This window comes from Roseateles sp. P5_E4, from assembly GCF_054049255.1.
This window is the reverse complement of the sequence record NZ_JBFUMS010000014.1, coordinates 61,832-75,263: the sequence shown is the minus strand read 5'-3', so window position 1 is coordinate 75,263 and position 13,432 is coordinate 61,832. Positions and strand designations below refer to the sequence as shown.

At 69.1% G+C, this 13,432-nt stretch carries 11 protein-coding genes; 4 read left to right on the top strand and 7 right to left on the bottom strand.

The window, feature by feature from the left end:
• Nucleotides 1–5 precede the first annotated feature (5 nt).
• The 6 genes from ACXJLH_RS24160 to ACXJLH_RS24135 all read right to left on the bottom strand — a co-directional run bounded on the left by ACXJLH_RS24160 (nucleotide 6) and on the right by ACXJLH_RS24135 (nucleotide 7,033).
• Entirely contained in the window at nucleotides 6–629 is a 624-nt protein-coding gene (locus ACXJLH_RS24160; RefSeq protein WP_457446784.1) for a glutathione S-transferase family protein, read from the bottom strand.
• A 39-nt stretch (nucleotides 630–668) separates the two neighbouring features.
• Nucleotides 669–2,420, bottom strand: a complete 1,752-nt coding sequence (locus tag ACXJLH_RS24155; RefSeq protein WP_457320819.1) for a methyl-accepting chemotaxis protein — start codon at nucleotides 2,418–2,420, stop codon at nucleotides 669–671.
• A complete protein-coding gene (locus ACXJLH_RS24150) occupies nucleotides 2,417–2,599 on the bottom strand; it encodes a hypothetical protein (protein WP_157282217.1) in 183 nt (60 codons plus the stop codon). The genes ACXJLH_RS24155 and ACXJLH_RS24150 overlap by 4 nt, the downstream gene beginning before the upstream one ends.
• Nucleotides 2,600–2,668: 69 nt before the next feature.
• Nucleotides 2,669–2,917: a hypothetical protein gene (locus ACXJLH_RS24145; RefSeq protein ID WP_457446782.1), complete on the bottom strand. Its 249-nt coding sequence runs from the start codon at nucleotides 2,915–2,917 to the stop codon at nucleotides 2,669–2,671.
• Nucleotides 2,901–5,213 carry an FdhF/YdeP family oxidoreductase gene (locus ACXJLH_RS24140; RefSeq protein ID WP_457446780.1) on the bottom strand — a complete coding sequence of 771 codons (2,313 nt, stop codon included), beginning with the start codon at nucleotides 5,211–5,213 and terminating at the stop codon, nucleotides 2,901–2,903. Before ACXJLH_RS24140 ends, ACXJLH_RS24145 begins: the two co-directional genes overlap by 17 nt.
• 149 nt (nucleotides 5,214–5,362) lie before the next feature.
• Complete coding sequence (locus ACXJLH_RS24135; protein WP_457350531.1) at nucleotides 5,363–7,033, bottom strand: OFA family MFS transporter; 1,671 nt, start codon at nucleotides 7,031–7,033, stop codon at nucleotides 5,363–5,365.
• Nucleotides 7,034–7,220: 187 nt separating this feature from the next.
• Here ACXJLH_RS24135 and ACXJLH_RS24130 point away from each other — a divergent pair, with 187 nt between their 5' ends.
• From ACXJLH_RS24130 to ACXJLH_RS24120, 3 genes are all read left to right on the top strand, one after another.
• Nucleotides 7,221–8,564: a sigma-54-dependent transcriptional regulator gene (locus ACXJLH_RS24130; RefSeq protein WP_457446778.1), complete on the top strand. Its 1,344-nt coding sequence runs from the start codon at nucleotides 7,221–7,223 to the stop codon at nucleotides 8,562–8,564.
• Nucleotides 8,564–9,925: a sensor histidine kinase gene (locus ACXJLH_RS24125; protein ID WP_457446776.1), complete on the top strand. Its 1,362-nt coding sequence runs from the start codon at nucleotides 8,564–8,566 to the stop codon at nucleotides 9,923–9,925. The genes ACXJLH_RS24130 and ACXJLH_RS24125 overlap by 1 nt, the downstream gene beginning before the upstream one ends.
• Before the next feature lie 62 nt (nucleotides 9,926–9,987).
• Entirely contained in the window at nucleotides 9,988–11,046 is a 1,059-nt protein-coding gene (locus ACXJLH_RS24120) for a PEP-CTERM sorting domain-containing protein (RefSeq protein ID WP_457320808.1), read from the top strand.
• A 210-nt stretch (nucleotides 11,047–11,256) separates the two neighbouring features.
• On the opposite strand, the gene ACXJLH_RS24115 is transcribed toward ACXJLH_RS24120, so the two are convergent.
• Nucleotides 11,257–12,216, bottom strand: coding sequence for an AEC family transporter (locus ACXJLH_RS24115; RefSeq protein ID WP_057298490.1), 960 nt, complete (start codon nucleotides 12,214–12,216; stop codon nucleotides 11,257–11,259).
• A 105-nt stretch (nucleotides 12,217–12,321) separates the two neighbouring features.
• On the opposite strand from ACXJLH_RS24115, the gene ACXJLH_RS24110 reads away from it, so the two are divergent.
• Complete coding sequence (locus ACXJLH_RS24110; protein WP_457446774.1) at nucleotides 12,322–13,365, top strand: hypothetical protein; 1,044 nt, start codon at nucleotides 12,322–12,324, stop codon at nucleotides 13,363–13,365.
• Nucleotides 13,366–13,432: the final 67 nt, after the last annotated feature.

Here is a 13,432-nt window from a genome sequence, read left to right as displayed (position 1 = left end):
GTCGCTCAAGGCATGCCGTTGTCCACGTAGTCGGCAAACCCCGGCCGCGCGCTCAAGCGCTGCAGCCAGGCCTCCACCGCCGGCAGTTCCACGCGCTCGATCGGCGCATTCTTCCAGCGCTGGGCCGACAGGCCGAGCACGACGTCGGCCAGCGTGAACTCAGGCCCGGTCACGAAGGCGCCCGTCTTGGCGAGCTGCACTTCCAGCATGCCCATGTGCTTGTTCCAGTTCGCCACGCCCGCTTCGATGGCCTCCGGCGTGGCCGGCTGGCCGCGCACCAGCGCCATGAAGGCGACGCGCCAGCTGTTGTTCAACTCGCCGGCTTGCCAGTCCATCCACTGCTCGACCCTGGCGCGCGCCTGCGGCTCGGTCGGCAGCAGCGTGGTTGCGTAGCGCTTGGTGGCGAGATAGCGGCAGATGGCATTGCTCTCCCACAGCACGAAGTCACCATCGATGAGGACGGGTATCAGGCCGTTGGGGTTCATCGCCAGATAGCCCGGCTCCTGCGGCGAGCGAAAACCCGCACCCCAGTCCTCGCGGTCGAGCTCGAGATCAAGCTGCGCGGCGGTCCACATGACCTTGCGGACGTTGATGGAGGTGAGGCGGCCAAGGAGACGGAGAGCAGGCATGGGAGATGCGGGCGAGTCAACGGAGCCTGCAGTGTCGGTTCAGAAGTCGGCCCATTCACCATCGGCCGCCGCCGGGGGCTTGACGACGGCTGAGCTGGCGGCAGGCCTGGAGGGCACGCGCGGCTCGACGGGTGCCGGTCTGCGCACGCCAGCCTTGGCCACCGGTCGCGTCGACGGCCGGCTCACGGGTGGCGAGGGCTTGCGTGGCCGGGGCGCCGGCACGGCCGCATGAGCCTCGTGCGCGAGCCGGAAGACCGCCACCGCCGCCACGAGCTGGCGGGCCTGCTCCTTGAGGCTCTCGGCGGCGGCGGCGCCCTGCTCGACGAGTGCGGCGTTCTGCTGCGTGGTCTGGTCCATCTGCATGACCGCTTCGCCGACCTGGGCCACGCCGCTGCTCTGCTCGCCGCTGGCGCTGCTGATCTCGCCCATCAGGTCTGTGACGCGGCGGATCGCGTCGACCACTTCGGTCATGGTCGAGCCGGCCTGATCCACCAGCACGGTGCCGCGCTCGACACGCTCGACGCTGGCCATGATCAGCGACTTGATCTCCTTGGCCGCCTGGGCGCTGCGCTGGGCCAGCAGGCGCACCTCGCCGGCCACGACCGCGAAGCCGCGGCCCTGCTCGCCGGCTCGCGCGGCCTCCACCGCCGCGTTCAGCGCGAGGATGTTGGTCTGGAAGGCGATGCCGTCGATGGTGCCGATGATGTCGGAGATTCGCTGCGAGCTCTGCTGGATGTCTCTCATCGTCGCCACCACTTCGTTGACGACGGCGCCACCCCGCACGGCCACCTCGCTGGCGCCTTGCGCCAGCTGGTTGGCCTGACGGGCGTTGTCGGCGTTCTGCTGCACGGCCGAGCCCAGCTGCTCCATCGACGCCGCCGTCTGCTCCAGGGCGCTGGCCTGCTCTTCGGTGCGGCTGGACAGGTCCTGGTTGCCCTGCGCGATCTGGGCACTGGCGATGGCCACGCTGTCGGAGTTGGCGCGTACGGTGCTCACGATGAGAGCCAGCGCCTCCTGCATGCGCGCCACAGCAGCCACGGTACTCGTCGTGTCTCCTGACCGCACCGGTACCGGCTGGGCCAGGTCTCCATCGGCCACGCGCTGCACGGCCTCGCTGAGTTCGCCCGGCTCGGCACCAAGTGCGCGGCTCAGGCTGCGCGACAGTGCCCAGCCCACGAGACCGCCCAGCAAGGCCATCGCGACCGCGCCGCCGAGCATCTCCATGCCGCTGCTGGCGGCGACTTGGCCGGCATCCTTGGCGAGCTGGTTGGCGACTTGGCTCTGCAACTCGATGGAATCGTCGACGGCCTTGAAGATCGTGCTCTGCCGGGCACGCACCTCGCCGGTCAGCATCGCAGCGCCCTCGGCTGTCTTGCCCTCGCTCGCCAGCGCCAACACCTGGTCCAGCCCGTGCCGGTAGGCGGGCGTGTTGTCGGTGATGAGCTTGAGCAGCGCCCGGCTCTTGGGCTGTGCAAGCGCCTTGTCCAGCATGGCGATCGACTGGTCGGTGGCCGCACGCATCTCGCCGATGCGCTTCACCTCGGCAGCACGGACGGTCGCATCGGTCGTCAGCAGCACATTGCGCACCGCGCGAGCGCTCGTGTTGAGGTTGTCCTTGATGTCGGCGAACTTGTCCATCTTGGGCATGCGATCAAGGGCCAGCTCGTCGACCTTGGCGGCCAGCGAGCCCATCCGCAGCATGCCGAAGACGGCGATCACAAGGCCGAGCAGCACCGCCGAGCCGAAACCCAGGGCCAATCGGGTGGAAACCTTGAAAGCATTGAAGTTCATGGCTTGACCTCGTCGAAGGAGTCGAGCGGCTGGCGACATCGTCGACTCAGCCGGAAGTCGGTCGGCAGGACGCCGTTGTCCGCCTGCACCGCGCTGCGCCTTGGGCGGCGCTCGCTGAAGGGCGCCGCTGCTGGGCTGCCCTGCAGAGCCAGCATGACAGGGATCTTGAGGCGCTGCAAGCTGCACTCCGTGCCTCGGCCGTGCCTCCGGATAGGCACGGGATCTGCCTGCGGCCACACGGCGGCTAGCTAGCCCTGTGTCGACGACTGCTGCGCGCGGCCCGCCTCGGTCAGGGTCACCGTCCAGCGGCCCGCGTCGTCGCAATGCAGGCTGACCCAACCAGGCCCGGCCACGCCACCGAGCCGGGCGTCACTCAGGGCCGTGAACTCGCGCAGCAACTCGCTGACGCGGGCGTCCAGGCGCTTGGCCAGGCGCGTCAGCGGCACGGCCTGGGCGCCATCGCCCAGCTCGCGCAGCAGGTCAGGCGGCGTGCGCACTCAGCACGACCGGGATGGACTTGGACGTCGGCGTGCGCGCGGTGACGGAGAAGCTCTGCAGCGGCACCAGCGGGTTGGTCTCGGGGTAGTAGCTGGCCAGGCAGCCGCGCGGGATGTCGTAGGCGACGAGCAGGAAGCGCTCGGCATGGCGCTGCTCGACGTCGCCGCCGGCCTCGTCGATGTAGAGGCTGGTGATGTCCACCCAGTCGCCGGCCTTGAGCCCCAGGTCCTTGAGGTCCTCGGCGTTGATGAAGACGACGCGGCGGTGACCATAGACGCCGCGGTAGCGGTCGTCGTGGCCGTAGATGGTGGTGTTGTACTGGTCGTGGGAGCGCAGCGTCGTCAGCGTGAAGACGCGAACGTCGCGCTGGCGCTCGGCAATGCGCTGCACAGCCAGGTCGGTCGGCATGGCGTGCGTGCTGAACTCGGCCTTGCCGCTCGCCGTGGCCCAGACGCGTTCGCTGGCGGTGTTGCGCAGGCGAAAGCCGCCGGGCGCCTTGATCTTCTCGTTGAAGCCGGCGAAGTCGGGCAGCACGGCCTCGATCTTGTCGCGGATGGTGGCGTAGTTGCTGGCCAGGGCCAGCCAGGGCGTGCGGCTCTTCGTCAGCGTGGCAGCGGCCATGCGCGCGACCAGCATGGGCTCGGAGATCAGGTGCTCCGAAGCCGGCGCATTCATGCCGGCCGACAGGTGCACCATGCTCATCGAATCTTCCACCGTGACGCCCTGTGGCCCGCTGGCCTGCACGTCGATCTCGGTGCGGCCCAGCACCGGCAGCACCAGGGCCTTGCGGCCGTGCACGACATGGCTGCGGTTGAACTTGGTGGTGATGTGCACGGTCAGCTCGCACTGGCGCAGCGCGCGCCAGGTGGCGGCCGTGTCGGGCGTGGCAGCGGCGAAGTTGCCACCCATGGCGATGAAGACCTTGCCCTGGCCGTCGAGCATGGCCTGGATGGCGCCCACGGTGTCATGACCGTGCTCGCGCGGCGGCTCGAAGCCGAACACCTGGCCCAGTTTGTCCAGGAAGGCCGGCGCGGGCTTCTCGTAGATGCCCATGGTGCGGTCGCCCTGCACATTGCTGTGGCCGCGCACCGGGCAGGCACCCGCGCCGGGGCGGCCCAGGTTGCCGCGCAGCAGCAGCAGGTTGACGATCATCTGGATGGTCTTGACCGAGTGCCGGTGCTGGGTGATGCCCATGCCCCAGCAGGCGATGACGCGCTCGCTCGTCGCGTAGATGTCCGCGGCCTGCACGATCTGCTCGCGTGTCAGGCCCGAGGCCGCGACCAGCGGCTCCCAGGGCTGCTCGCGCAGCTCGGCGATGAAGGTCTCGAAGCCTTGGGTGTGCTCGGCGATGAAGGCGACGTCCAGCACGCGCGGCTTACCGGCCGCCAGCGCGGCATCGTCCAGTTCGACGACGCGCTTGCACATGCCCTTGAGCAGCGCGAAGTCGCCGCCGACCTGGAGCTGGAAGTAGTGGCTGCTGATCGGCGAGTCGCCCAGCGTCGCCATCTCGATGGCGTTCTGCGGGTCGGCGAAACGCTCCAGGCCGCGCTCGCGCAGCGGGTTGAAGCTGACGATGCGCGCACCGCGCTTGCGGGCGGCGCGCAGCTCGCCCAGCATGCGCGGGTGGTTGGTGCCCGGGTTCTGGCCGAACACGAAGATGGCATCGGCCTGCTCGAAGTCGTGCAGCGTGACCGTGCCCTTGCCGACGCCGATGGTCGGCCGCATGCCGGAGCCGCTGGGCTCGTGGCACATGTTGGAGCAGTCGGGGAAATTGTTGGTGCCGTACTCGCGCACGAACAGCTGGTAGAGGAAGGCGGCCTCGTTGCTGGTGCGCCCCGACGTGTAGAAGATGGCTTCGTTGGGATCAGGCAGCGCCTGCAGCTCGCGGGCGATCAGCGCGAAGGCCGCGTCCCAGCTGGTGCGCTGGTAGCGATCGGTCTGGGCGTCGTAGACCATGGGCTCGGTCAGGCGGCCGGTGGCTTCCAGGTCGTAGTCCGACGCCTCGGCCCATTCCTTCAGCGTCTTGGCGCCAATGACCTCCGGTGTCGCCCGACGCGCGGTGGCTTCGGCGGCGACGGCCTTGGCGCCGTTCTCGCAGAACTCGAAGGTGGAGCGGTGGTCGCGGTCGGGCCAGGCGCAGCCGGGGCAGTCGAAGCCGTCGGTCTGGTTGGCATGCAGCAGCGTCTTGGCGCCCTTCACGGCCACGCCCTGCTCGTTCAGGTGCTTGGCCACGCTCTTCAGCGCGCCCCAACCGCCGGCGGGGCCGTCGTACAGCTCGATCTTTTGTTCACTCATGTCAGTGGTGCCCGGCCGCCCGAAGCCGCTGACGCACCCCCTCGGGGGGCAGTGAGCAGCGCGAACGTGGGGGCTGTAAGGTCATACACCAAGAAAAAGGCCCCGCGCCTTGCACAGGCAGCGGGGCTTGTCAGCCTAGCAGGACCGGATCAGTTGAAGAACTTGCCCACGTTGATGAGGGTCTTGTACACGCCCCAGGCCAGTGGGATGCCCACCGCGGCCCAGGCCAGCGCCACCACCGCGGGCGAAGTCGCGGCACTGGCGCCCGACCCCGAACCCACCTCGGCAGCCGCAGCGCGCTCGTGCGCCAGGCGCTTTTCCTCGGCCAGCTCGGCCTCGGTCATGAAGTGCTTGTCGGCCACCGGACGGATCATCAGGTTGGCGATCAGGCCGACGACCAGCATGCCCACGAGGATGTACATGGTCTGGTTGTAGACCTGCTCGCGCGGCAGGCCCAGCTCCAGCTGGTAGTCGCGCATGTAGTTCACGACGACGGGGCCCAGGATGCCGGCCGTGGCCCAGGCCGTCAGCAGGCGGCCGTGGATGGCGCCCACCATCTGCGTGCCGAACAGGTCGGCGAGGAAGGCCGGCACCGTCGCAAAACCGCCGCCGTACATGCTCAGGATGACGCAGACCGCGCCGACGAAGGCGAGCTTGGAGCCGGCGGCAGCGCTGCTGGGGATGCTGGCGTACATCAGCCCGCCAAGTAGGAAGAAGACGACATAAGTGACCTTGCGGCCGAGCTTGTCCGACAGGCTGGCCCAGAAGAAGCGGCCACCGATGTTGAACAGGCTCAGCAGCGCCGTGAAGCCGGCAGCCACGGCGGCGATCTTGGCCAGTTGCGCCTTGTCCAGCTCACCGAACTTGGCGGTCAAACCGATCAGCGAACCGCCGAAGACTTCCTGCAGCATCGGGCTGGCCATGCCGATGACGCCGATGCCGGCCGACACGTTCATGCACAGCACGATCCAGACCAGCCAGAACTGCGGAATGCCCCAGACCTTTTTCACGTGCACGTGGCGCTGCGTGATCATGGCGTTGCTGCCCTGGGCAACCGGTGCGGTCCAACCGGCCGGCTTCCAGCCCGTGGGCGGCACGCGATAGCCGAATGCGCCGCCGATCATGAAGACGAAGTAGACGAGGGCCATGACGATGAAGGTCTGCGTCACACCGACGTCGGTGGCCGTGGCGAAGGTCTTCATCAGTTCGGCCGCCAGTGGCGAGCCGATCATGGCGCCGCCGCCAAAGCCCATGATGGCCATGCCGGTGGCCATGCCGCGCTTGTCCGGGAACCACTTGATCAGCGTACTGACCGGGCTGATATAGCCCAGGCCCAGGCCGATGCCACCGATGACGCCGCTGCCCAGGATCATCAGCCAGAACTGGTGCAGATGAATGCCCAGCGCCGAGATCAACATGCCGCCGCACCAGCACAGGGCCGACACGACACCGGCCTTGCGCGGGCCGGCGCGTTCGAGCCAGCCACCCCAGATCGCCGCGGAGCAACCCAGGAAGACGAAGAACAGCGTGTACATCCAGCCCAGCGTCGAGACCTTCCAGTCGCAGCCACTGACGAAGAGTTCCTGGAAGAAACCCACGTCGGCGCCGCACTTGATCGCCTCCTTGATGCCCAGGGCCTTGGACAGCGGCAGCCAGAACACCGAGAAGCCATAGGCCATGCCGATGCACAGATGGATGGCGAGGGCCGCCGGCGGCACCAGCCAGCGGTTGAAGCCGACGCCGGCAATGGTTCTTTCCTTGTCGAGCCAGCCCGCACTCCGACCCGGACCGGGTACGGCATCCAATCCCACTGAAGACATGGTGTTCCCTTCGACGTTGATGTGAATCTCGTGCGCAACCACCATCAGCCCGCCCGAGGCGGCGCAGGATACGGGTTGCTTTGTGACGAGTCCGCCGTTGAAGTGGCGATCTAGGGAAAAACCTAGCGCGTCGTGCGGAAAATCCGGGCAGATGGCACGGTTGGATGGGCGGCTATCCTGCTGCGCCATGCGACGCGTATTGATCATTGACGACCACCCCGGCGTGGGCCAGGCGCTGGAACTGCTGCTGTCCCTGCACGACATCGAGGCCAGCATGGCCACCAGCCCCGAGGAGGGCCTGGCCCTGCTGGACAAGCGCGCCTTCGGCCTCGTCATCCAGGACATGAACTTCACGGCCGACACGACCTCGGGTGAGGAAGGCGAGCAGCTCTTTCGTGCCATCCGCGCGCGCCGCCCCGACCTCCCCGTCATCCTGCTGACGGCCTGGACACGGCTGGACGCGGCCGTGGCCCTAGTCAAGGCCGGCGCGGCCGACTACCTCGCCAAACCCTGGGACGACGCCAAGCTGATCGCGACCGTCGAGAACCTGCTGGAGCTGGGCGAGGCCAACCGCGAAATCGCACAGCTGCGCGAGGCGCGGGCCGCCAGGCGCGCAGCGCTGGCACGGCGCTACGACCTCGCCGGCCTCGTGTTCGGCTCCGATGCGATGGCCAATTTGCTCGAACTGGCCGGCCAGATTGCCGCGGCACCGGTGCCGGTACTGATCACCGGACCGAACGGCGCCGGCAAGGAACGCATTGCGGCCTTCGTGCATGCCAATTCGAGTGCGCACGGCGGCCCTTTCGTCGCACTGAATTGCGGCGCCCTGCCGGCCGACCTCATCGAGGCCGAGCTGTTCGGCAGCGACAGCGGCGCCTACACCGGTGCGGCCAAGGCGCGCGTGGGCCGCTTCGAGGCGGCCGATGGCGGCACCCTCTTCCTCGACGAGATCGGCAACCTGCCGCTGGCCGGCCAGGTCAAGCTGCTGCGCGTGCTGGAGACGGGCCAGTTCGAGCGCCTGGGCTCGAGCAAGACGCGCCAGGTGCGGGTGCGCGTGCTGAGCGCGACGAATGCCGACCTGCGCGCCATGGTCAAGACCGGCGCCTTCCGGGAGGATCTGTTCTACCGCCTCAACCTCATAGAGCTGAGGCTGCCGCCCCTGGCCGAGCGCCGCGACGATGTGCTGCCGCTGGCTGAACACTTCCTGGCCGGCCGGGCGCGTTTGAGCGAGGCCGCGCGCGAGGCCCTGCTTGCCCACCGTTGGCCAGGCAATGTGCGCGAACTGAAGAACGCCGTCGAACGCGCGGCCCTGCTGTGCCAGGGCGGTGAGATCACGCCGGCCCTGCTGGGGCTGGAGGAAGCCAATGGCAATGGCGGGGGCGCCTGGCGCAACCTCGACGAGCCCAGCCGCGAGGCCGTCGTCGCGGCGCTGAACGCGGCAGGCGGCGTGGTCAGCCGCGCGGCCAGCCAGTTGGGTCTGTCGCGCCAGGCGCTGTACCGGCGGCTGGAGCGTTATGGGATAGACCTTTGATGCCGCTGTCGCTGCGCGCACGCGCACTGCTGGCACTCGGCGCGGCGGCGGTCGTGCCGCCCCTGGTCATCCTCGGCATGCGCCGAGCGGGCCTGGATGCAGGCATCGCGCTGGCCGTGGCGGTGATCGTCATGCTGCCGCTGATCGGCTGGTTGGCGGCGTTCTGGCTGACGCCGCTGCTGCGGCTCACGCGCGCACTCGAAGGGGCCGTGCTGAGTTACCGGGACGGCGACTTCAGCCTCAATCTCGCGCCAGACGGTCCGCGTGAGCTGATCGAGCTGACGCAACTGCACGCCGAGCTCGGCCTGGCCCTGCGCGAGCAGCGCCAGCACCTGGCCCAGCGCGAGCTGCTGCTGGACACCGTCGTGCAGAACACGCCCGTCGCGCTGGTGCTGACGGCGCCGAGCGAGCGCATCGCCATTGCCAACCTGGCCGCACGCCAGTTGCTGGGCGACGGCCGCAGCCTGACCGGGCTGGACTTCCCCACCGTCATCGCCCACCTGCCGGAGGCGCTGCGCGAGGCCCTCGCCGGCGACGGCGACCGGCTTTTCGCGGTGACGCTGCCCGATGGATCGGAGGAAACCTTCCACCACAGCACGCGCACATTCAGGCTGCAGGGCCAGCCGCATCGGCTGCGGCTGCTGCGGCGCATGACGCGGGAGCTGTCGCGGGCCGAAGTCGCGACGTGGAAGCGCGTCATCCGCGTGTTGAGCCACGAGCTGAACAACTCGCTGGCGCCGATCTCGTCGCTGGCCCACAGCGGCGCGGAGCTGGCGCGGCGCGGCAACACCGAGCGCCTGCTGCAGGTACTGGCCAGCATCGGCGAGCGCGCGGCACATCTGCATGTCTTCCTGAGCGGCTACGCGGCCTTCGCCAAGCTGCCGGCGCCGCGCCGCGCCGCGGTGGACTGGTCGGCCTTTATCGCGCGGCTGGCGACGCTGGGCGAATTCCGCGTCGAGGGCGCGCCGCCCGATCAGCCCGGCTGGTTCGATGCGGCCCAGATCGAACAAGCCCTGCTCAACCTGATCAAGAACGCCCATGAGTCGGGCAGCGACCCCGACGAGATCCTGCTGCGCCTGGCCAGCCAGGGCGACGAGCTGCGCATCGAAGTGCTGGACCGCGGCCCCGGCATGAGCGAGGCGGTGCTGGCCCAGGCCTTGCTGCCCTTCTACTCCACCAAGCGCTCCGAACCCGGCTCCCAGGGCGGTACGGGCCTGGGGCTTGCGCTGGCACGGGAGATTGCCGAAGCCCACGACGGCCATATCGCGCTGGCCAACCGGGACGGTGGCGGGCTGCGCGTGACGATCCGGCTGCCAGGGCGCGCCGTCCTGTCGAATGGGGATGCCAAGACAAGCAATTAGTGACAGAGTGCACAACTTGTTTCAGCGGGCCACCGCCGGCTCGCTGCCTTGGGAGCCGTGCCATGTCTCTTCGTGCCTTGACCCTGCTGGGTCTCGCTTCCCTCGCCTGCACCGCCCAGGCGCAGTCGCAATACCGCGTCTTTGCCGAGGCCTACAGCGGCTACTACAACAGCATCCAGACAACCAGCCCCGTCTTTGGCCTGGACGCCGGCGGCAATCCGAACACCGTCTACGGCAGCGTCTATTACGGCTCCGATTACCGCAGCGGCGCCGCCTACGATCAAGCCACGCCCCTGCCCAATGTGACGGCCGGTGGCGTCTGGGCGGGTGACGCCAGCCAGGGCATGACGCCCGTCACCGCCAATGCCTACGGCATGACGGACTGGGGCAGCAACCACGCCAGCGCCTCGCTGGCCGGCTTCACGCCGGTGAGCCAGAGCTACGACGGCCAGTTCGTCGTCGGCGCGACCAGCTGGCCCATGCACGTGGAAAGCAACAACCTGACCTATGCGGTCGGGCGCTCGGCCTGGGAAGAGCTCTACCAGATCGGCGGCGGCACCGGCACGGGCACCTTCACCGGCACCATCCACATCGACGGCAGTCTCGCCGGCATCACGACGGGCAATGGCGGCGCGTCCATCGACTGGTCGCTGCGCTCCTTCTCCAACCAGGTCGTCGCGTCGGTCTACGCCTCCTACGACGCCGGCTCGGACCACTGGAACAAAAGCGTCTACAGCGACGGCCTGTGGACCTACACGGATGGCAACGGCACGCTGACGATCAACGAGGATGTCATCGGCAGCTATAGCTTCACCTATGGCACGGCGCTGTACCTGAAGTCCGAGCTGAGCACGAGCATCAGCGGCAACGGTGCCGCGGACTTCTCCAACACCGTGCAGTTCACGGGCATGCAGTTGCCGCAGGGCTCGACGGTCTATGTGATGTCTGGCGCCGCTGCGGCGGACTACGGCATCAGCTTCGCCGGCAATGGCAGCGGCACGATCTGCCAGAACCTCGCCTGTGCGACCGGCGGCGGCTTGCCGATTCCCGAACCCGAGACCTATGCGCTGCTGCTGTCGGGCCTGAGCGTCATCGCCTGGGTGGCGCGTCGCCGCCGCTGAACTGAAGCCCCTCGCCCGCGGGTACGCGGTCGGTCCCCCGAGGGGACGGCGATGCTTGCCGGATCGACCGGCAAGCACATCGCCAACGGCGGGCCGGCTAGGTGAACTGGAGTCGGACACAAGCAGTCCCTGCGGACTGGTTGTGCCTACGGAAGGCCATGGGCCTCTGGCCCATGGCAGGCCCGGCGCTCGGCCCGCAAGCTTCATAGGTCAGATCAGCAGGGCCGCCAGGCCGCTGAAGCTGAAAAAGGCCAGGCCGGTCGACGCCAGGATGATGCGCGCGATGCGGCCGTTGTCTGCGCCGTAGCGCTCGGCCAGCAGCGACACATTGCTGGCGCTGGGCAGCGCGGCCGCCAGCGTCAGCGCAACCAGCTGCGGCCAGGCCAGCGGCGCCCCCAGCCAGCGCGCCGCGGCACCCAAGGCGAAGACCAGCGCCGGATGCAGCAACAGCTTGATGGCAGCCACCGGCAGGTAGAGCGCCGCCGGCGTCACACGGCCGGCCTTGCGGTTGGCACGGCCCGAGCGGCTGAGCACCGCGCCAATGGAGAACAGCGCCACCGGCGAGGCCGCATCCCCCAGCATGGCAATGACCTTGGCCAGCGGCCCAGGCAACACCAGGCCGCTGACGCCCAAAGCCGCACCCAGGGCAATGGACCAGGGCAGCGGATTGGAAGCGGCCGCCTTCAGCGCCTGCACGAACGCCGCCCGGCCGGCATGCCCGCTGGCGCCAGCCTGGGCCAGGGCGATGCACAGCGAGCTCGTCACGAAGAGGTCGGCCAGGATGGTGCTGACGACAGCCCCGCCAGCGGCATTGCCCAGCAACGCGACGATCAGCGGCACGCCCATGAAGCCGGTGTTGGGGAAGGCCGCCACCAGGGCGCCAAAGGCCGCGTCCTTCATGCCCACTCGCTCGGACAGCGTCGTTGCCACCGTGAAGAAGACGATCAGCAGCGCCGAGCTGAGATAGACGCCGAGCAGGGCCGGGTTCAGCAGCTCCAGCAGCGGCGTGTCGCGCCCGAAGCGGAACAGCAGGCAGGGCAGCGCAAAGAAAAGCACGAACCCATTCAGGCCGGGAATGGCGCTGTCCGGCAGCAGACCGCGCTCGGCGGCCAGCCAGCCGCACAGCACCAGCGCGAAGAACGGAAAGGTCGTGGCGAGAACGGCAAGCATTGTCCGGGGGCGAGTATCCAGGGCCGTGAGCGAATGCGCGGACCGGCCCGCTTTGTAACAAAGGGGGATGGCAGCCCCTTGGGGTCACCCCTAATATGCCGCGCCATGCGCATGCCCAATCTCTCCCTGCCACCGCCAGCCGCCGCCGCGCCCCTGGACGAAGGGCAGGCGCTGGGCGTGTGGCGGCTGGAGAAACCGCTGGCCGACGGCGAGCAGGCCCATGCCGGCCAGTGGTACAGCGCCCACCATGCAATGGCCACGGAGCAGAAGGCGGCCGTCCTCGTGCTGGACCGCAGCGACCAGGGCGCCGGCGTCATGCTGCGCTACGCCGACCAGGCCGGTGACCTCGCCAAGCTGCAGCACCTCCACATCGCCGTGCCCAGCGACAGCGGCGTGACACCCGATGCCCACCCCTATCTGATCGTCGAGGGGGAGCATGGCGAGCCGGTGCTGCCGCAGTTGCACCAATTGGGGCTGCGCCAGCGCGTCGAGTTGCTGGTGCAGCTCTGCGAAGCCCTGCGCTCGGCCCACCAGCAGGGCTGGCTGCTGGCCGAGATCGACCCCGCCATGATCTGGCTCGGCCCCGAAGGCGGCGTGCGCCTCATGGGCCTGGGCCTGACCAAGATTCCCGACCCGACCGACCCTTTCGACCGCGGCCTGAGCCTCGGCGCTTCGCCGGCCTTCGTGGCGCCCGAGCGCCGCAACGGCGAACCACCCACTCTCGCCAGCGAGATCTATGGCCTGGGCGCCCTGGCCCGCGTCTTCATCTGCGGCTGGGAGGACACACCCCGGGGCTTGGCGCCGCTGCGTGGCAGCGTGGCCGAGGCCTGGCCGCTGATGAAGTCGGCGCAGCAGATCAAGCTCGATGCCCTGCTGCGCGGCACCATGGCCGAATCACCCGAGCTGCGCACGCGCGGCGCCGAGGGCCTCGCCGACGAACTGCGCGAGTGGCTGGGCCTCGCCCCCCCACGCAGCGCCGGCGGCGCTGCCGAACCCGGCCCCGCCGTCGAAGCCAAGCCTCGGCCGGCCTGGTGGAAGCGCTGGCTGTGGCTCGGCGCCGCGGCCGGTGTGGGCCTGCTCGCCATGGCGGGCCACGTTTCGGAGCCGTCTGCCCCCACGGCCGGCACCCGCGGTCTGCCCCAGGGTTGAGCTTTCCGGACGTTGGCTAGGGATGTCGCCGCAGCGGCCCCTCGGCCAACATGCGCGCCCTACCAAT